This is a genomic window from Arthrobacter sp. OAP107, assembly GCF_040546765.1.
Lineage (GTDB): Bacteria > Actinomycetota > Actinomycetes > Actinomycetales > Micrococcaceae > Arthrobacter.
The window spans coordinates 817,818-834,099 of record NZ_JBEPOK010000001.1 but is presented as its reverse complement, the minus strand read 5'-3'; the positions used below and the strand labels follow the sequence as shown (position 1 = coordinate 834,099).

The 16,282-nt window shown below is 66.3% G+C and carries 17 protein-coding genes; 6 read left to right on the top strand and 11 right to left on the bottom strand.

Annotation, left to right across the window (positions count from 1 at the left end; all coding sequences use genetic code 11):
* The first annotated feature begins 1 nt into the window (after position 1).
* The 3 genes from ABIE00_RS03885 (at position 2) to ABIE00_RS03875 (ending at position 1,847) form a co-directional block, all read left to right on the top strand.
* The gene (locus ABIE00_RS03885; protein WP_502914195.1) at positions 2-910 is read left to right on the top strand and encodes an EamA family transporter; all 909 of its coding nucleotides are present in this window, start codon (positions 2-4) and stop codon (positions 908-910) included.
* Between the two features lie 138 nt (positions 911-1,048).
* Complete coding sequence (locus ABIE00_RS03880) at positions 1,049-1,621, top strand: alanyl-tRNA editing protein (protein ID WP_354256963.1); 573 nt, start codon at positions 1,049-1,051, stop codon at positions 1,619-1,621.
* Between the two features lie 58 nt (positions 1,622-1,679).
* Complete coding sequence (locus tag ABIE00_RS03875; protein WP_354256961.1) at positions 1,680-1,847, top strand: VOC family protein; 168 nt, start codon at positions 1,680-1,682, stop codon at positions 1,845-1,847.
* Positions 1,848-2,087: 240 nt separating this feature from the next.
* Here ABIE00_RS03875 and ABIE00_RS03870 read toward each other — a convergent pair whose 3' ends face one another.
* The 9 genes from ABIE00_RS03870 to ABIE00_RS03830 all read right to left on the bottom strand — a co-directional run bounded on the left by ABIE00_RS03870 (position 2,088) and on the right by ABIE00_RS03830 (position 11,089).
* Positions 2,088-2,417 (bottom strand): response regulator transcription factor, encoded by a 330-nt coding sequence (locus ABIE00_RS03870; RefSeq protein ID WP_354256958.1) that lies wholly within the window; start codon positions 2,415-2,417, stop codon positions 2,088-2,090.
* Between the two features lie 353 nt (positions 2,418-2,770).
* On the bottom strand, positions 2,771-3,073 hold the full coding sequence (locus tag ABIE00_RS03865; protein WP_354256956.1) for a hypothetical protein: 303 nt from the start codon (positions 3,071-3,073) through the stop codon (positions 2,771-2,773).
* An 807-nt stretch (positions 3,074-3,880) separates the two neighbouring features.
* Positions 3,881-4,741, bottom strand: coding sequence for a DUF2382 domain-containing protein (locus tag ABIE00_RS03860; RefSeq protein ID WP_354256953.1), 861 nt, complete (start codon positions 4,739-4,741; stop codon positions 3,881-3,883).
* 693 nt (positions 4,742-5,434) lie between these two features.
* Positions 5,435-5,881: an arsenate-mycothiol transferase ArsC gene (locus ABIE00_RS03855; RefSeq protein ID WP_354256951.1), complete on the bottom strand. Its 447-nt coding sequence runs from the start codon at positions 5,879-5,881 to the stop codon at positions 5,435-5,437.
* Between the two features lie 81 nt (positions 5,882-5,962).
* Positions 5,963-7,291, bottom strand: coding sequence for an FAD-dependent oxidoreductase (locus ABIE00_RS03850; protein ID WP_354256948.1), 1,329 nt, complete (start codon positions 7,289-7,291; stop codon positions 5,963-5,965).
* A gap of 185 nt (positions 7,292-7,476) precedes the next feature.
* Positions 7,477-7,887 carry an arsenate reductase ArsC gene (locus ABIE00_RS03845; protein WP_331574219.1) on the bottom strand — a complete coding sequence of 137 codons (411 nt, stop codon included), beginning with the start codon at positions 7,885-7,887 and terminating at the stop codon, positions 7,477-7,479.
* Complete coding sequence (locus tag ABIE00_RS03840) at positions 7,884-8,597, bottom strand: aquaporin (protein ID WP_354256945.1); 714 nt, start codon at positions 8,595-8,597, stop codon at positions 7,884-7,886. The genes ABIE00_RS03845 and ABIE00_RS03840 overlap by 4 nt, the downstream gene beginning before the upstream one ends.
* Positions 8,594-8,944, bottom strand: coding sequence for a metalloregulator ArsR/SmtB family transcription factor (locus tag ABIE00_RS03835; protein ID WP_354256943.1), 351 nt, complete (start codon positions 8,942-8,944; stop codon positions 8,594-8,596). Before ABIE00_RS03835 ends, ABIE00_RS03840 begins: the two co-directional genes overlap by 4 nt.
* 195 nt (positions 8,945-9,139) lie before the next feature.
* Positions 9,140-11,089 (bottom strand): prealbumin-like fold domain-containing protein, encoded by a 1,950-nt coding sequence (locus ABIE00_RS03830; RefSeq protein WP_354256940.1) that lies wholly within the window; start codon positions 11,087-11,089, stop codon positions 9,140-9,142.
* An 804-nt stretch (positions 11,090-11,893) separates the two neighbouring features.
* Here ABIE00_RS03830 and ABIE00_RS03825 point away from each other — a divergent pair.
* The gene (locus tag ABIE00_RS03825) at positions 11,894-12,802 is read left to right on the top strand and encodes a trypsin-like serine protease (RefSeq protein WP_354256937.1); all 909 of its coding nucleotides are present in this window, start codon (positions 11,894-11,896) and stop codon (positions 12,800-12,802) included.
* 66 nt (positions 12,803-12,868) lie between these two features.
* Here ABIE00_RS03825 and ABIE00_RS03820 read toward each other — a convergent pair whose 3' ends face one another.
* Complete coding sequence (locus ABIE00_RS03820; protein WP_354263262.1) at positions 12,869-13,678, bottom strand: SGNH/GDSL hydrolase family protein; 810 nt, start codon at positions 13,676-13,678, stop codon at positions 12,869-12,871.
* A gap of 370 nt (positions 13,679-14,048) precedes the next feature.
* On the opposite strand from ABIE00_RS03820, the gene ABIE00_RS03815 reads away from it, so the two are divergent.
* Entirely contained in the window at positions 14,049-15,020 is a 972-nt protein-coding gene (locus tag ABIE00_RS03815) for a hypothetical protein (protein WP_354256935.1), read from the top strand.
* A gap of 65 nt (positions 15,021-15,085) precedes the next feature.
* Positions 15,086-15,559: a hypothetical protein gene (locus tag ABIE00_RS03810; RefSeq protein WP_354256932.1), complete on the top strand. Its 474-nt coding sequence runs from the start codon at positions 15,086-15,088 to the stop codon at positions 15,557-15,559.
* 381 nt (positions 15,560-15,940) lie between these two features.
* On the opposite strand, the gene ABIE00_RS03805 is transcribed toward ABIE00_RS03810, so the two are convergent.
* Complete coding sequence (locus ABIE00_RS03805) at positions 15,941-16,150, bottom strand: hypothetical protein (RefSeq protein WP_354256929.1); 210 nt, start codon at positions 16,148-16,150, stop codon at positions 15,941-15,943.
* Between the last annotated feature and the right edge of the window lie 132 nt (positions 16,151-16,282).

Below are 16,282 nucleotides of genomic sequence, written 5' to 3'. Positions count from 1 at the left end.
AATGGGCCGCCTGCGTAGCGCTTTGAACGTCCCGGTCCCGCCGTGGGGACTGGCCGTAACGGCGATCCTGTCAGTTCAGTTGGGGTCTGCCCTGTCGGTGGATCTGATTGAGACCGTGGGCCCGGCCGGAACAGCCTGGCTCAGGCTCAGCATGGGAGCCCTCATCCTGGTGTTGATTGCCCGCCCGCCGCTGCGCTCGGTCCGCCGCGGCGACGTGCTCCCGCTGCTCGGTCTGGGCATCACCACGGGGCTGGTGACGATCGGGTTCCTCGCCGCAATCGAGCACATACCGCTCGGCACCGCCGTCGCGATCGAGTTCCTGGGACCCCTGACGGTGGCCGCGGTGCGCAGCCACAACAGGAAGGCCCTCATCTGGCCGGCTGTGGCACTGCTCGGCGTCGTTCTGCTCACCGAACCGTGGCAGGGCGACTTCAACCTGACCGGCGTCACCTTCGCCGCGCTGGCAGCAATCGGCTGGGCCGCCTACATCCTGCTCACCCAGCGAATCGGGGACCGTTTCACCGGAATCGGGGCGCTCTCAATGACTGTGCCGATCGCTGCGGCCACGGCGGCCGTCGTCGGCATTCCGCAAGCCGCCGGCCACCTCACCTTCGGGATCCTGGCCGCCGCGGCCGGGCTCGCTATCCTGTTGCCCGTGCTGCCGTTCGCCCTGGAAATGCTCGCCCTGCGCAAGATGACGCCCACAGCGTTCGGCACCCTGATGGCCCTCGAGCCAGCCCTCGGGGTCCTCCTCGGACTGCTCATCCTGCACCAGCAGCCTTCTCCCATCCAGGCCCTGGGAATCCTGCTCGTCGTCCTCGCCGGCGCCGCGGCGCAGCGGGGCGGACGCCGCCGCCCGGCACACCCGGAGCAGAACCCCAGCCCTGCGGATCTCGACTTCGTCGGCTAACGGCCCGCAGCTGAACGTGACTCACGTGAACCATCACAGATTTCTCGACAATCCAGCCCCCCTCCTCCCCCAGACTCGAGCGAACGGACTAAGAAGCATGCCCCTGCCCACAGAACAGGAACCGAAGGATGGACCTTCGTGGTCGCCCACATCATCGAAGGCCCACCACCTGCGGTCGGCGAGTCCGCACAGATCGACGTCGACCAGAACCACCGTGCGGCCCTCTCCGCGGCACACACCGCCTGCCACCTCGCCGCGCTTGCCCTCGACGCCGCACTGTCAACAGCATGGAGCAAGCCCGCACCCACAGACGCACTGGGAAACCCCGCCTTCGACGCACTGGCCATCCAGCGTTCGCGCACCGACACCCACCGATCAACAGACACATACCGCATCGGAAAATCTCTCCGCCGCAAGGGATTCGCTCCCACCTCACTCGATGACCTCTCCGCCGTCGCTGAACGCGTCAACGCCCAGCTCACGCAGTGGATCAAGGCCGGCGGAGCCGTGCGGATCGAACGAGACGATCCTGCTCTTTCTGCCCGCCGCACCTGGGTCTGCGAACTCCCCCACGGACGCACCAACATCCCCTGCGGCGGCACCCACATCCACAACCTGGCCGAACTCTCCGACATCAACACATCGCTTACCACGGCCGAAATCGACGGCGGACTCGAACTGACCATGGAAACGGTTTCCGCCACGTACTGATAGATCCGTTGAAAACATTATCCTGAGGCTCTGGGAGTGCCCTATGGAGACTCCCGATATGAATCAACAGCACAAGCAGCCGGTAGACGAGGTGGACTCGGCAACGGATGCCGCCGTGGCCTTGGGCGCCACACCCACCAAACACCAGCCGGCACCGGAACAGTGGCACGTGCTGCTCGACCCCGTTGGTCACCCTTTCTGTCTCAACGCCGTACGTCCCGACTAAAGCGATAGCTCTCCGGAGGATTACGGGGGACCCAGCCCCCTCGAATGGGGGCGGGTTCCAGCGCCATTTGGCTCGCCGCCCCTCAAATTTGGTGCCCGCACCGGCTCTGGGCCCTGCCTGTCCCTGCTGACTCCAAAGGGCCTCTGGGAACATTCCAGCACCACAAGGGAGCAGTGATGGACATGCCGGATCATGAATTTCAGGCAACGATGCGGGACTGCCAAGGCAGAACAGAAGGCATCAGCCATGGCGAAAGCTAATCCGTTGACCCCGCCATCTGGCGGATGGATCATCCGACGGCAGGTTCGGTGCCTCATCAGCGAGGTCCTGAGTGACATAACCGTGGACGAGGAAGCCCGACTCTGACTGCGAGGCTCCGGAGGCCCTGCCGGCCATTTCATCGTCAGGATCGACTCGGGCTGTGATGCACAGCATCGGCGCCTCGGACCGTGTCCGGATATGCCGGGCGACGTCCAAGCCGGCCATGTCCGGCAGGTTTAGATCCACCGTGACCAGGACCGTGGCGATCCCATGCCGCAGCCACCCCGTGGCCGCCAGTGGCCACAGCATGAACATCGAAGCCTATTCGTATCAGGATCAGCTTGAGCAAATCCCGGATTGCCTGGTCATCCTCGATGACCAGGCAAGGCCGCCTGTACCAAAAACGACTCCGGCCTGCAGTACTGCCGCACAGTGTAGAAGGAAAACCACGGCGGGATAAAGGACCGACGACGGAGCTGGGGGCCGCTGGCGTGGGGGGGCACCAGTCGGCTGTCCGCCGCCGGCCGGTTACAACTTTACGCCGATGCAGGGGAAGGCGGCGGATTTGCCCTCATTCCCGGTCCTAGCCGCAAACCGCCGTTGGAGGGCGCCTGTTCAGACCAGGCGGTTGTGGTTCGGCTGGCGGGATCGCAGGGTTTCCTCTAGGCCCCGCAGGGTGGTAGGTCATCCGGGTTCTGGACGTCGCGGAGGTGCGCGAGCAGAGCCAGTTCCGGGTGACCGGGGTTCGCGACCAGATGCTCGAGCAGGGAGGCGTGCATCTCAGGATCCAGGTCCGGATCAGCGAGGATTTCGTTGATCAGTCGCGTGAGCTGAAACTGCAGAAGTCCGCCTTGGGAAGTCTCAACCGGAGCCGGTTGGGCTGGCTGATCCACATCCGGCACTGCCGGGGGTGGGGCGTGCCGCTGCCGGTACTCACCCAATGGGGGAAGCTCGAGAATAGTCATCAGTTCTGCCCCTTTCGCCTGCACCGCCGCCGTTCGGCTCTCCGGATGCCCCGTCGAAGGGGTTGCGGCCAGTCCGATCTCCACGGAGGAACACATTCTTCATCTGCCTTGCTCTAGTCTGCCGCCGTGTGGTGGAGCATTCCCGGCGAACCTTGGAGTTGTGGGGGTCGTCCATGTCCTCGTGCTCCCGCTGGCGCGGAGCACCCGCTTTTGTCGCAGCCCATTTCTGAGGGAGTGGTAGCGGTTCATAGCGCTCGTTGGGTTTCCTCAAGGTTCCGGTGCTCATAAGGGGTTCACAGAGACGCTGAGAGCGCGAAGAATGACTTCAAGCCCATCGTCCTGACGGCCTGGCGCCGAGGAAGGCGGGAGGCTGTCGGCCATTGGGGGAACCGCCTGACGGTTCCCGGCCCGTCCCACGTTCATCTCCTTCCAGATCACAGGCCGCAGGAGCCCTGGATGGGGAAGCCATACGGGCTGCGATCAGGGAGCCGCAACTTTTCAGGAGGCATCACAGTGACCATTCCGCCGCTGCCAGAACCCGAACCGTTTCCGTCGGAACCGGGGCCGGTCGTCCCTAACCCGCCGGACCCTTCGTCCCCAGAACCCGGGTCTCCGGATCCGATGTCTCCTGATCCCGGTCCTGTGCCTGGGCCGTTGCCGGAGCCGGGCCCGCGGCCGGAGGAGCCGGACCCGAGGCGCAGGTCCTGAGCCGTTCGCAACCCATCATCGGCATCTCGGGGGCTTGAACGGGACGCCCGGGGGCCACGGCTTGCCGCCGTGGCCCCTGGCGTGGAGGTGCTGAGGTTGCTACCTGCGGGTTTCGTCTATCCCGTCGGTCTCGATGCGTTCCTTGCGGACCTCTTCGGTAACGGTTTCCTCGTCGGTGACGGTGTCCTTGTCGAGGCGTACCCGCTCGACCGGAACGGTTTCCTTCTCCACCACGGGGCGTTCCTCGTGCAGGGTGACTTCGTGTTCTTCCTCGCTGAGTTCCGGGCCGGACAGGGCGGCGTCGCGATTGGCATCCGTGATGGGTTCACGCTCGATCCTGACCTCTTCGCGCTGAACAGGGACCGTCTGGGTGACATTCTCAGTGGCGACGTACTTGCGCAGCCGCGCCCGACCGGTCGCCTGCCGTTCGGTGCCGACGTTCAGTTGCTCCTCCGAGCGGGTCATCGCGTCATCGGTCGTTGGGCCGGAAGTATCCCTGCCTACCGTTCCGCGGGCGTCGTAGTCCCTGTCCGCCCGCGTGTCCGCGTCGTCCCGGTAGCCACCGGCGACGCCGGCGTCTGCATCACTCCGGTAGCCACCGCCGGCGGTGCCGCTTGTGGCGTCGGTGTAGGTGCGCTGGCCGCCGCTGAGGCTGTAGTGCTGGTAGAGCCGGTCCTCCTCGGAAGGGTCCAGGTGCCCGTCCGGGTCAACGCCCGGAGCGTCCTTGACCTGGTCCTTCGTGTAGGGGACCACGATGTCATCGCCGTCCACCCGGGCTCCCTCGAGGGGGACGAAGGATTCACGGGTACCGAACAGGCCCGTCTTGACGGTGACCCAGTTGGGCTGGCCGGTGTCGTCATCAGCGTAAACCTGGCCCACGCCGCCGATCTTTGCCCCGTCGGTGCCTACCACGTTGCCGTTACCGGCGAGCAGACGGTCGATATGTTCGTTGCTGATCATGGTTACTCCTTTGGTACTGGTCCAGCTTCTTGTGCAGACGTTCTACGTCCACCAGGAACGGCACAATGCCTCCCGTGCGTACAGGAGAGAAAGGATTCGCCCTGCCGGAGATCGTGCTCCGAGCCATCCACATAGCCACACACCCACAGAGAAAGCAAGCATACTTATTAATTTTCGACAGGGGAAAGTCGCATCAGGAATGTACAGAGGCCTTCACCACATGAAGAGAATGGGCTCCGCTCCGGGCGATGACCGGGCCCATTTTCCTGGCAGCATGGCCGATGGAGGGGAACAGTCACGGCATTTCGCTTGATCTCGCAAAATGCAGCTAACATGCCGAACCTTTTCGGGCGCTTACCGGATATGCGTCTCGGTGGATGGGGGTGCAACCCGCGCACGCCAGGGGACTATCGGGGGAAATTCATGGCCGGACTGACCTCGACCGGCAGGCTGTCCGGGGCCGAACGCGGGACGCTGCATGTCGATGGGCGCCATCCAGCTCGGCGCGCTCACCGCCGGCCCGGTCCGGTCCGGAGCTGAACTCCCGCCGTCGAACGGATACCCGGCGCCCGCCGGGTTCCCGCCGCACCACGCGCCGTCGGCGAGTTCCCGACGCCGGCCGGCCACCCGCCGTCGGACATTCAGCCCCCGCGCTGAGTGGGATCGGCAACGGCACAGCACAAATGCAGGCGGCTACCGGCCGGGCTGGAGCTCACCAACCAGCGCCTGAACGCGGTTTTTGATGTCGTCGCGGACGAGGCGCATGCGTTCCATGCCGTCGATGCCGCGATCTGAGGGTTCATCCGGTACCCAGAGTTCAAAGCGGGTGCCGTCCCGGGGTTCGAGCTTGGCTTCCGTGCCGAGCACGACGACGACGTCAACGCCGCCGATGACGCCGTCGGTGACCGGTTTGGGATGTTCGCCGGTGACGTCGATGCCGAGTTCGGTCAGGGATTCGACGGCGAGGGGGTTCAGGTCCTTGCCCGGCGTTGTGCCGGCAGAGTAGACGTCGACGCTGCCGCCGGCGAGCTGCCGCATGAGCCCGGCCGCGAGCTGGGATTTGCCGCCGTTCTTGCTACAGACGAACAGGACGGAGGGCTTCTTCTCGCTGGATTCGGGAGTGGGTGCGGTGTGGGTCATGAGGGAAATTCTTCCTTGTTTGGGTTCGGGAGGGATGCGGCCAGGGTTTTGACCGGTGTCCGTTCACCGTTGCCGGAGCGGTCAGTTTCCGGCGGAGCGGCCGTGTGCCAGCTCCGTGGGAAAGCCGGCGAGCACGGGCTCCGGGACGTCGCAGCTGGTGCCGGCGTCCGCGGAGCAGACGCCGGTTTCGGGAAGTTCGAGGCGGACGGTGCCGGCGGCCTCGCGGTCGCCGGCGAGGGCGGCCGCGACGGAGCGGACCTGTTCGTAACCGGTGGCCAGCAGGAAGGTAGGGGCCCTGCCGTAGGACTTCATGCCGACGATATAGAAGTCATTTTCGGGGTGGGCGAGGAGTTTGGCGCCGTGCGGCGGCACGGTGCCGCAGGAGTGGAATTCGGGATCGATCAGAGGGCCCAGCTTTACGGGCGCCTCGACGGCGGGGTCCAGGTTGAGCCGGACTTCGCGCAGCATGTCCAGGTCCGGGCGGAAACCGGTGCAGGGCACCACGATGTCGGCTTCCAGCCTGCGGCCGTCCACGGCTCCGACGGTGACGTGGGAATCCAGGGACTTGAACGAGCTGATACCAAAGCCGGTGTGCAGCTCGATGGTGCCGGCTTCGACGAGGCGGCGAAGCCGGGCGCCGAGCTGGCCGCGGGCAGGCAGCCCGTCGGAGTCCCCGCCGCCGTAGACCCTCTCGGCCGAGGCGCCCCGGACCGCCCACAGGATCCTTGTGCCTGGTTCCTCCCGGGCGAGCGCCGCCAGGATGATGAGGGTATTGGCGGCGGAATGCCCGGAGCCGACGACCAGGACGCGGCGCCCAGCGAATGCGTCGCGGTCGCGGCCAATGACGTCAGGAAGGGGTGTGGAGATCCGGGCGGCCGCCGCTTCTTCGCCGATGGCCGGCAGCCCGGAGCTGCCCAACGGGTTGCGCGTGGACCAGGTGCCAGAGGCATCGATGACCGCTGCCACGGTGTGGTCGCGGGTTTCGCCGTCCGGGTGTTCGACGCGGACGGTAAACGGTACTGTATCCCGGTCCCGGACGTGGGTCTTGTCCAGGCCCTGCCGGGTAACGGCCACCACGCGGGCGCCTGTCTGGAGCCTGGAGGCGATCCCCGGCAGCGCGGCCAGGGGCAGGAGGTAGTTGTCGATGAGTTCCCCGCCGTACGGAAGGGCAGTGAGGCGGGGCGCGTCCCAGCCGGAGGCTTCGAGGAGGCGGAGGGCGGCGTCGTCGAGGTTGTACCGCCACGGGGAGAAGAGGCGGATGTGGCGCCATTGTTCGATGGCGGCTCCGGCGGCGGGCCCGGCTTCCAGGATGAGGGGTTCCAGGCCGCGTTCGAGCAGGTGCGCCGCGGCGGCGAGCCCCACCGGGCCGGCGCCGATCACGGCGATGGGCAGGGCGCTGTGCTCATCCATGGCGTGTCCTCGTTTCATGCGGTGCCGGCCCCTGGATGCGGGGCCGGCTGTTCGGCCTGTCCGCCAGGTGGGCGGGCAGGTGGATATGGAGCGGGCGGTCAGCAGCAGTCCTGATCGTCGTCGCAGCAGTTGTCGTCGCAGCAGCCGGTGTTCATGCGTGTCACCTCCTCCCCTAGCGGGTTTGCTTATGCCGAGGCCGGGGTCAGGGAGGCGATCAGGGCCTCCACGCGGGTCTTGATCTCGTCGCGGATGGGGCGGACGGAGTCCACGCCTTTGCCGGCCGGATCCTCCAGGACCCAGTCCTCGTAGCGCTTGCCGGGGAAGTACGGGCATTCATCGCCGCAGCCCATGGTGATGACGACGTCGGACTCCTTGACGGCCTCGGTGGTGAGGACTTTGGGTATCTCCGCGGACATGTCGATGCCGACCTCGGCCATGGCCTCGACGGCGGACGGGTTGACCTTCTCCGCGGGCTGGGATCCGGCCGAGCGGACCTCGATGCCGCCCTGCGACAGGGTGGTGAGGAACGCGGCCGCCATCTGGGAGCGCCCGGCGTTGTGGACGCAGACGAAGAGGACGGAAGGCTTTCCGGTCATGAGGGCACCTTTCGGATGGCCGCTTCCGCGGCGGCTGTGGCAGTGGCCGGGACAAGTGTTGGGTACAGAAGGCGGACCAGGACGAACCCGGCGGCGCCGCCGAGCAGCTGCGCCAGGATGAAGCCGGGCGCGGAGGCCGGCGCGATCCCGGCGAAGGTATCGGTGATGGTCCGGGCGACCGTCACCGCGGGGTTGGCGAAGCTGGTGGAGCTGGTGAACCAGTACGCCGCGGTGATGTAGCCGCCGACGGCGAACGCCACCCGGTCCGCCCTGCCGGAGCGGACCGTGCCGAACACGATGAGCAGCAGCCCGACCGTGGCCATGACCTCACCGACCCAAAGACCGGCGCCGGTGCGTTCGTGGCTGGAGAAGGTGACGGGGCCGACATCGAACATCAGGTTCGCCAGTACTGTCCCGGCCAGGCCGCCGAGGAACTGCGCGGCGATCAGTGCCAGGGCAGCCCTCGAGTCGATCATGCCCAGTGCCCGGTCCGCCAGCGTCACCACCGGATTGAACGACGCCGAAACCGGCTGCAGCGCCACGATCAGCGCCACCAGGGCGGCGCCTGTGGCGAGGCTGTTCTGCAGGAGCTGCAGGCCGACGTCGTCCGGGGAAAGCCTGGACGCCATCACGCCGGACCCGACGATGGCCATGACCAGGAACGCCGTGCCGGCGAACTCTGCACCGGCCCGCCTCATCAGCACGGTCACTTCGCCTGTCCCCCGATCAGGGCTGCCAGGTTTTCCAGCGCCTCGGTACGCGCCCGGTAATAGACCCAGACACCCCGCTTCTCGCGGTCCAGTAGGCCCACTTCATGCAGCAGCTTCAGGTGGTGGCTGATGGTCGGCTGCGACAGCTCGAATGCGTCGTTCAGGTCGCAGACGCAGGCCTCGCCGCCCTCATGGGAGGCGACAAGTGACATCAGCCGGAGCCGCACGGGATCGGCCAGCGCCTTCAGCAGCGGGGCGATGCCTTCCGCCTCGGATGCGGAGAGCGGTTCCCGGGCCAGCGGGGAGCAGCACGCAACCGTTTGAACCGGAGTCAGTTCCATAGACATAGACACATGTAAATATTCACATTCATCTATGTCTGCGGTCAAGGTTGCGCGGGAGCCTGAACCTCCCTTCTCCCTTCCGGCGGATCGGATCCGGACCAAGCATGCCTGCGCACCGCCGTCGTGCTGGCCTGGACGCACGAACGGACCGCCAGCCAGGGCGGTCCGATCGTGATGGGCGATTACTGCGACGGCGCCTTACACCTGGCGACGGCGCCGTGGACGCACGGCCGCAACCAGCCCGCTGCCCGCCAGCAGCAGGGCCGCGGAGGGCCAGACCAGGTTGGTGGATTGTGCGCCGGTCAGCGGCAGTTCGCTGGTCTCGGCTTCAGCTTCCGGCTGTTCCGGCGCCTCGACCACGATTTCGGGTGATTCCGGCTGCTCAGGCTGCTCCGGGATATCGACGACAGGCACCTGCGGAACGGCTCCGCCGGATCCCTCATGGTCGTGCTTCTTCTGGTTCGAGAAGGTGCACGTCACCACATCGCCCGGCCCCAGATCCAGAACTGCAGTGGCGTTCCTGATGTCAGCGCCGTCGAAGTCCTCGCCGTCCTGCATGCAGGTGAGGTCGTCGAGGTTCCAACCGGAGCGCTCCAGCTCCGTAATCTGCCACTCCCGGTAGGGTGACAGCCCCTCGAAAACTTCGGGTTCCTGCCTGTCGGTGAGGGTGAATTCCTGAACGACCCTGCCGTCGCGCGACCAGTGAAAATCGAACTTCGTGGGGTCTTTCGCAGGATCGGTGACCTTGTCGATGATGACCTTTGCAGTCTGGATATTTTCAAAGGTGCAGGTCACGGTCTCCCCGCGGTCCAGGTCGATAACAACCCCGTGTTTGGACGTTCCCTCCCAGGCTTCGCCCTTGTGGGAGCCGGTGCAGGAGGGCGTACCGGCCACATAGTCCGGGTAGAAGTCCTTTTCTGCCACGCTGTACTTTCCCGGTTCGACGTCATTGAAGACTTTGCGGCCCTTGCCCTCCACAGTCCTGATGTCGAAGTCCTTGCCCGCTTCGGATGAGCCGCCCACCCGCGAGCCGGTGAAATGGAACGTTGCGTCGTCCCCGTCCACCGTCTTGACGATGACGATCCGGCCCTTTCGCTCCTTCTCGAGGGTGTTGGTTACAGCACATTTGATGTCATCACCGGCGTCGGCGGTGAAACTGGCATGGGCCCTTTCCGTTGACGCCTTGTCACGGCCGCCATATCCGTTTCCCTGCGCCTCGCACACGATTTTTCCGGCCGTCCAGCCCTGCGGCACCTTCTCGGTGATGGTGTAGCGCTGCCCGGCGAGCAGCCCGTCCCAGTGAATGCGGGGATCACTGCTGGTGGCGTACTTGGTTGCTTTGTCACCGTGGACTGAGGGCTCGATGGTGAAAGGGAACGACCATTTGTAATCCGCCCGGGCGCCGGCAACCTTCTTGGTAAGCGTCACCTCGCCGGCCCGGGCAGTGTTAGTGACCGTGCAGTAGATCTTTTCGCCGTGCCGAGGAAAGGCGAGCTGCATTCCCGCTGCATGGCTGTCCTTGTCAGCGACTCCGTCACAGTCCAGGTCTCCACCGGCCCAGCCGTCTTCACGGCCCTCCTGCAGGGTGTAGGTGCCGCCGGTATCCAGGCCGTCAAAGGTTACGGTGTCCTTCCCCGGTCCCGTGCCCGATGCCGTCCGTGACACACCGTCTTTGCCATGGTCCCGGGACAGGATGAAGTCAAAGGACCATTCGTAGCGGTCCGCCACGCCTTCAACCTTCTTTGTGACGATGATCGCCCCCTTCTTCGTCGAGTGCTCATTTTCGCCCTCGCGCTTACCCTTGCCCTCCGATGCAGAGCCGGAGGTTCCGGCGGAACTGGAACCGGCAGCAGGGCTCTCCACTTGGACGTCAGCTGTCGGGGGCGGGTCTGCGGCCGCACCGATACCAATTTCAGGTCGCTTAGCGGCGGCGGCCTCAGCCGCCGGATCTGCTATAGGAACGTCCGCCGGGTTGGCGCCGTCCGGCGTTGAAGGCAACGTGGCCACAGCGTCCGGAGCGGCAACGTCCTGAGCGGGCGCGGCCGGGGCTGCGATCTGCGGTGCGGCGACCTCGGGGGCGGCTACCTCCGGGGCGGACTCGGCGTCCGCGGGTGTCGTAGCGGGCTGCGCCGCGGGCGACCCCTGCACCTGCCCTTCCACTGCGGCGCCTGCCCCTGATAAGCCGGCTCCTTCGGCGGCAGCCGGAGGAGGGCTTGAGTGTGCCTCCCCTGGACCTGCAGTTTCGGCGAAGGCCGGTGCAAAGGTGGCCCACGAACCGCCAAGCGAAAGGGCAAGCGCGGTGAACAGAATCAACATGTGATGTCGGGTGGTTCTTCGTTGTGCTGACCGAAACATGGCATCTCCCGTTGGTGCGAACCCAAAGCGCCGCTACCACGTTGGTCCCAGCGCGCATGTCGGGCTGCCTGGGTGGCAACCGGCGCACCCTGGCAACCAGATTGAACGGGGACTCCCCAGCCACATGACCGTTCAGTTCAGAGGCTAGAAGAATCAGTTTCCTCAGGCAAGCAAATGCGATACCCGTTCTGGACTGCGGGACTTAATCGGGTACATGGATCCTCTGAACCAGTAGGGGTTTATTCAGAGGCAGGTACTCAAGGGCACAGACCCCCGTGTTGGTGTCGCGCCCGCTGAAGAAACCAGCGGAAAACCTCGGACTCCGGCAACAAAAGCAGGGGCTCAGGAGGGGCACGGTTCACCGAGGTTTTTGCAAGGTTCCCGCGCCACACTGGCATCCAGCCGTCGGCCCCGGCTTCCCCCCATCGCTGAGGCCGGCGGCGCAAGCCCAGCCGACGTCACCCAGGAGCACCGGGACACCCGTCCGGGTGGTATCTTGAGTCACCGTCCCGTTTAGGCGGTGACGAACACTTTGGCGGCCACCGCGTACACTGATGTGCGCTTCCTGGCGCTGTGCAAAAGGAAGCTGGGGCTTTTATGCGCATTTTGAAAAAGTTGCGGGCCACAAGCGGCGCGCTGGCCGTTGCCGCGATGCTGGCCATGACGTCGGCCGGTCCTGCCGGTGCGATCACCGGCGACTACGTCAAGGACACCGAGCATCCCTTCGTGGGGCTGATCGTCTTCTACGATTCCAATAGCGGATTCAACCACAGGTGCTCCGGCTCCCTGCTGACGCCGACGGTGTTCCTCACCGCGGGGCACTGCACGGCAGGCGCTTCCTCGGCACGGGTCTACTTCCAGCAGGACGCCGGCGTGGACTGGAGCCCGGCAACCGGGATTGATCCGGACACCGGCTACCCGAGCGCCTGCGCCGCGGGAACCGAGGGGACCCAGTGCGCCACCTCGCATGAGATGTACAACTACGGCTACACCAGCATGGACGCGGTGCCCGAAACCAAGGACGCCGGTCTGGTGATCCTGGACCAACCCATAGCGCTCAGCGAATATGGCCGCCTCGCGGCAGCCGGAACCCTCAACTCGCTGGCCTCCAAGCGCGGGCAGCGGGAGACGACCTTCACGTCCAGCGGCTTCGGAATCTCCGCTGCCAGTCCGTCAGCAGGCGAGACCTCCTTCCGGGAACGGCTCATGGCCGAGTCCAAGCTGACAAATCTCAACAGCGCCAGCGCCGACGGCTACAACGTCCAGACCAACGGCAACGGCAACGGCCTCGGCGGAACCTGCAACGCTGACTCCGGCGGCCCGCTGTTCTACGGCACCTCAGAGTCCAACATCATCACCGGCATCACGTCGTTCAACCACAACCGTTACTGCAAGGGGACGAACTTTTCCTACCGCACCGACCGGCAGGACGTGATCAACTGGATCAAAGCCAACACCACCGCAGAAGAGTTCGAGCAGATCGACCTCGCCCCCGCCGCAAGCTGACGCTGACGACGGCGGGTAACAACCCGCCGTCGTACGTTCACCTGCCTGCACCGCTGGTCCGCGCGGCTACGCCAGGAACTCAGCCGCCGCCTTAACCGCAACCGTCCGCACGGCGTACACCGGGGCGAACACCGGCCGCTTAGGCATCAGGGGTGCCGGCGCGGGGTCGTGGACGAGCGGCAGGGCGGCGCGTTGCATCGCGATCCGCTGCCATGCCCACGGCAGGAAGTAGTTCCGCGCCCAGGCGAGGTCCCCGGCCCGGGCGTCGCGCCAGCTGCTGTTCGGCAGCGCCTTCGGCTCCAGCGGCTGGAGCGAGTGCTGCACCTGCAGCGTGTTCAGCACCTGCATGGCGATGGTGTGGTGGCCCAGCGGCGAGAAGTGCAGCCGGTCCGGGTCCCACATCCGCGGATCACGGAGCCCCGGCAGGGTCCACAGATCCACCAGCAGGCAGTCATGGGCGGCGGCGACAATCCGGATGTTCTCGTTGAAGATGGCTATCCGGGAGCGGCTCCGCCCCAGGATAGGCGTCCGCCGCCAGTCCGGCCCGGCAAACAGCATGATGGTGGCCCCTGTGGCGCTGAGCCGTACGACGCCGGCTTCCAGCTTGGCCGCCAGCTTGTCCGGGTCGGTCCGGTGGAACACCATGTCATTGCCGCCGGCCGACAGCGTTATCAGATCCGGCTTCAGCTCCAGCGCCGGTTCGGTCTGCCGGTCAAGAATCTGGTCCAAGAGCAGGCCACGGATGGCCAGGTTGGCGTAGGCAAAGTCCTTCCGCTCAGCACTGAGCTCCTCTGCCACCCGGTCCGCCCAGCCCCGGAGCCCTCCGGCGCAGCGTTCTTCGGGATCGCCGACACCTTCGGTAAACGAATCTCCCATTGCCACATAACGGCTCCAGGGATGTGGTGCCGTTGCGTCCGCAGCGGAGTTTCGGGGTCCAAATCGGCCGATGTGTTTCATCGCCTCGTCCTCTCCCTTACGCCCCTGGCGCGGTACGCCTGTGGCGTTATCCAAGGAACGTTCGAGCGCTGCGGGAAATTCCTAAAAAGTTCCCCGGTTTGTGAAATATTTCCGGCAACTGAAGCTCGAACGGACACTTGTGGCCCCATTTGCCACCTTATTTGGGGCCGCAGCTGTCCGTTCGCGCCCGCTACCCGGCCGGATATATTAATCCATTCGGTGTATTATTATTCTTCCTGCCCGCAACTTGCGCGCTGTCCCCAACCGCCGATGCACGCAAGGAGCCACCATGAGCCTGCCGGAACAGACACGTCCCGTTGAGCAGGCAAGGCGGACGCCCGGCAAAGACGCGGTACTGGGCTGGCTGCTCGGAATCCTGGCAGGCCTGCTCGGCCTGGCGCCGTGGCTGATCACCGGGGCGCAGCTGCCGCTACAGAACCTGTGGGGCACCGAGGTCCTCCCGGACCGGATGCCGGTCTCGCTGCTGCCGCTGAGCCAGTACGAACTCACCACCCTCGTGGCGCTCCTCACCACCGGCGGCGCGGCGGCCGGACTCGCCGTGCGCATCTGGAACCCCGTCCGACGCCGGCTGACGGCATGGTGCGCAGCGTCCGGCGCGCTCGCGGTACAGTTCACGGCCGCGGTCCAGTCATTCACGGTGCTCGAGGGCGGCCTGGCGGACGAGACGATGGCGGGCATCTATTTCGCGGGGCTGCTGGCCGGCGTCATTGCGTGCATCGCCGCGGGCCTCGCGGCGTTCCTGCTCCTCGTTTCGAGGCGACGGGCACTGGTCGCCCTGGGCGCCGGACTGATGGCGGTGCCGGCCACGTCGTGGGCTGTTGAGTGGGTGGTCGGCTTCGTGGGGCACATCAATGTCCCCACCGCGGTGCCGACGGTGGCGCGGTGGATCCCGGCGCTCATCGTGGGCTGCGCCCTGGCGTGGTGCGGTCTGCGGCCCGCGCGTCGGGCCCTTGTGTGGCTCGCCGACCTGTCCCTGCTGTGGGTGGTCCCGGCCCTGTTCACCTCCGTCAGCTACGTCCTCGGGACACGCGTGCTGGCCGGCGACCTGCAGGAGATGCTGCTGATGAGCCGGCAGATCCTGGCGGCAACCCTCGGACCCGACGGCGGGGCGCTTCCCACAGTCCTGCTGGCACTGACAGTCGGGCTGGCCGGGTTGGGCATCCGGGCTCTGGCCGCACGCCGACGTTTAGGCAGTCCGGCCGGCAGTCGGGCCGGCACTTTGGCTGGCCCCACCCCATAGGTCACCGGCTCCCCCGGTGTTAGATTCAAGGTGCCCGCGCCCCTCTGACCTGCAAGGAGCATCCTTTGTTGCTGATCGGCGGCCTTCCGGCCCACATTCTCCTGGTCCACGGCGTCGTCGTCTTCGGGCCACTCGCCGGCCTGGGCGCCGTCATCTACGGCCTGGCCCGCCCGACCCGCCGGTACCTCGCCTGGCCGCTGGGCGCGCTGGCACTGATCCTGGCCCCGCTGACGCTGATCGCAGCCTCCGCAGGTGAGCAGCTGCAGGAAACACGGGGTGCTGCCGCCGCCATCCAGGCGCATGCCAGGCAGGGCGACATCCTGAAGGTGACCGCCGTCGTGTTTTTCTTCCTGGTGCTGCTGATGCTCGCCGCGACGTTCACGCCCCTGGCCGAGCGCATTCCGGCGCTGGCCGCACTCCAGCGGTCCCGCCCCGCCCGCGTCGCGGCACTGGCCCTGGGCGTGCTCGCCGGCCTGTTCGTCATCTACCAAAGCGTGATCACCGGGCACTCCGGCTCGTTCTCGGTGTGGGGCGGGTAGCCCTTCCGCAAAGGCGGGCCACCGTGGTGCTAAGCACGAGACCGACGACGGGCTGGGTGTGCCCTCTGGCATGGGGACCATCGGGCCGGTCCGCCGCCGGCCTCTTTCAGGTTACGCCTCCGGTCGGAGGGTGACAGATTTGTCGGACGCCGAACAGGCCGGCCGGAGCGAACCCCGGGGTACCACCAGTGCGTTGGCACGCCAAAGGTTTTTCCAAGGTGTACCCGGGAGAGTTTTGCTTGCCGGGCACTCGTCTGCCGCGCGACAACCGGCTGGCACCGGGAACGGCGAAGCCCTCCCCGGGCCCGGTGCCTTATGACAACAGGCGGCATACCTCTGCAGCGATGTGCGCCGTTTTAGGCCCCGGCCCAGCGCACACCCCTAATGGTTGACGGCGGCGATGGACCCCGACGACGGCGACGGGGGGAACGGCCGCGGTGCAGCCGTCGTCGGACCGGCGCCTGGCCCCAGTTCGCCGCTTGGTCCCGGGACGACGACGCCGGGCGAGGTGGTGTCCCCGGGTCCGCCATACACCTCACGGCAGACCTGGCCGCCGGCCACGGCAAGTACCGGAATCAACAGCAGCAGCAACAACAACTTCCTCACCATGCACCGCCCTCAGACTCGCACGTGCCTCACCAACACTGACTGCACTAACTCCCAGACTCGCGGCTGCACCATGGAAAAAAGGCACAGCGACCGACCCCCATTCCTTGCCGGCCA

Excerpts from the sequence above, each read along its gene's own strand:
- ABIE00_RS03885 (WP_502914195.1), top strand. The coding sequence starts at position 2 with ATGGGCCGCCTGCGTAGCGCTTTGAACGTCCCGGTCCCGCCGTGGGGA.
- ABIE00_RS03875 (WP_354256961.1), top strand. The coding sequence starts at position 1,680 with ATGAATCAACAGCACAAGCAGCCGGTAGACGAGGTGGACTCGGCAACG.
- ABIE00_RS03870 (WP_354256958.1), bottom strand. The coding sequence starts at position 2,417 with ATGCTGTGGCCACTGGCGGCCACGGGGTGGCTGCGGCATGGGATCGCC.
- ABIE00_RS03865 (WP_354256956.1), bottom strand. The coding sequence starts at position 3,073 with ATGACTATTCTCGAGCTTCCCCCATTGGGTGAGTACCGGCAGCGGCAC.
- ABIE00_RS03860 (WP_354256953.1), bottom strand. The coding sequence starts at position 4,741 with ATGATCAGCAACGAACATATCGACCGTCTGCTCGCCGGTAACGGCAAC.
- ABIE00_RS03855 (WP_354256951.1), bottom strand. The coding sequence starts at position 5,881 with ATGACCCACACCGCACCCACTCCCGAATCCAGCGAGAAGAAGCCCTCC.
- ABIE00_RS03850 (WP_354256948.1), bottom strand. The coding sequence starts at position 7,291 with ATGGATGAGCACAGCGCCCTGCCCATCGCCGTGATCGGCGCCGGCCCG.
- ABIE00_RS03845 (WP_331574219.1), bottom strand. The coding sequence starts at position 7,887 with ATGACCGGAAAGCCTTCCGTCCTCTTCGTCTGCGTCCACAACGCCGGG.
- ABIE00_RS03835 (WP_354256943.1), bottom strand. The coding sequence starts at position 8,944 with ATGTCTATGGAACTGACTCCGGTTCAAACGGTTGCGTGCTGCTCCCCG.
- ABIE00_RS03825 (WP_354256937.1), top strand. The coding sequence starts at position 11,894 with ATGCGCATTTTGAAAAAGTTGCGGGCCACAAGCGGCGCGCTGGCCGTT.
- ABIE00_RS03820 (WP_354263262.1), bottom strand. The coding sequence starts at position 13,678 with ATGGGAGATTCGTTTACCGAAGGTGTCGGCGATCCCGAAGAACGCTGC.
- ABIE00_RS03815 (WP_354256935.1), top strand. The coding sequence starts at position 14,049 with ATGAGCCTGCCGGAACAGACACGTCCCGTTGAGCAGGCAAGGCGGACG.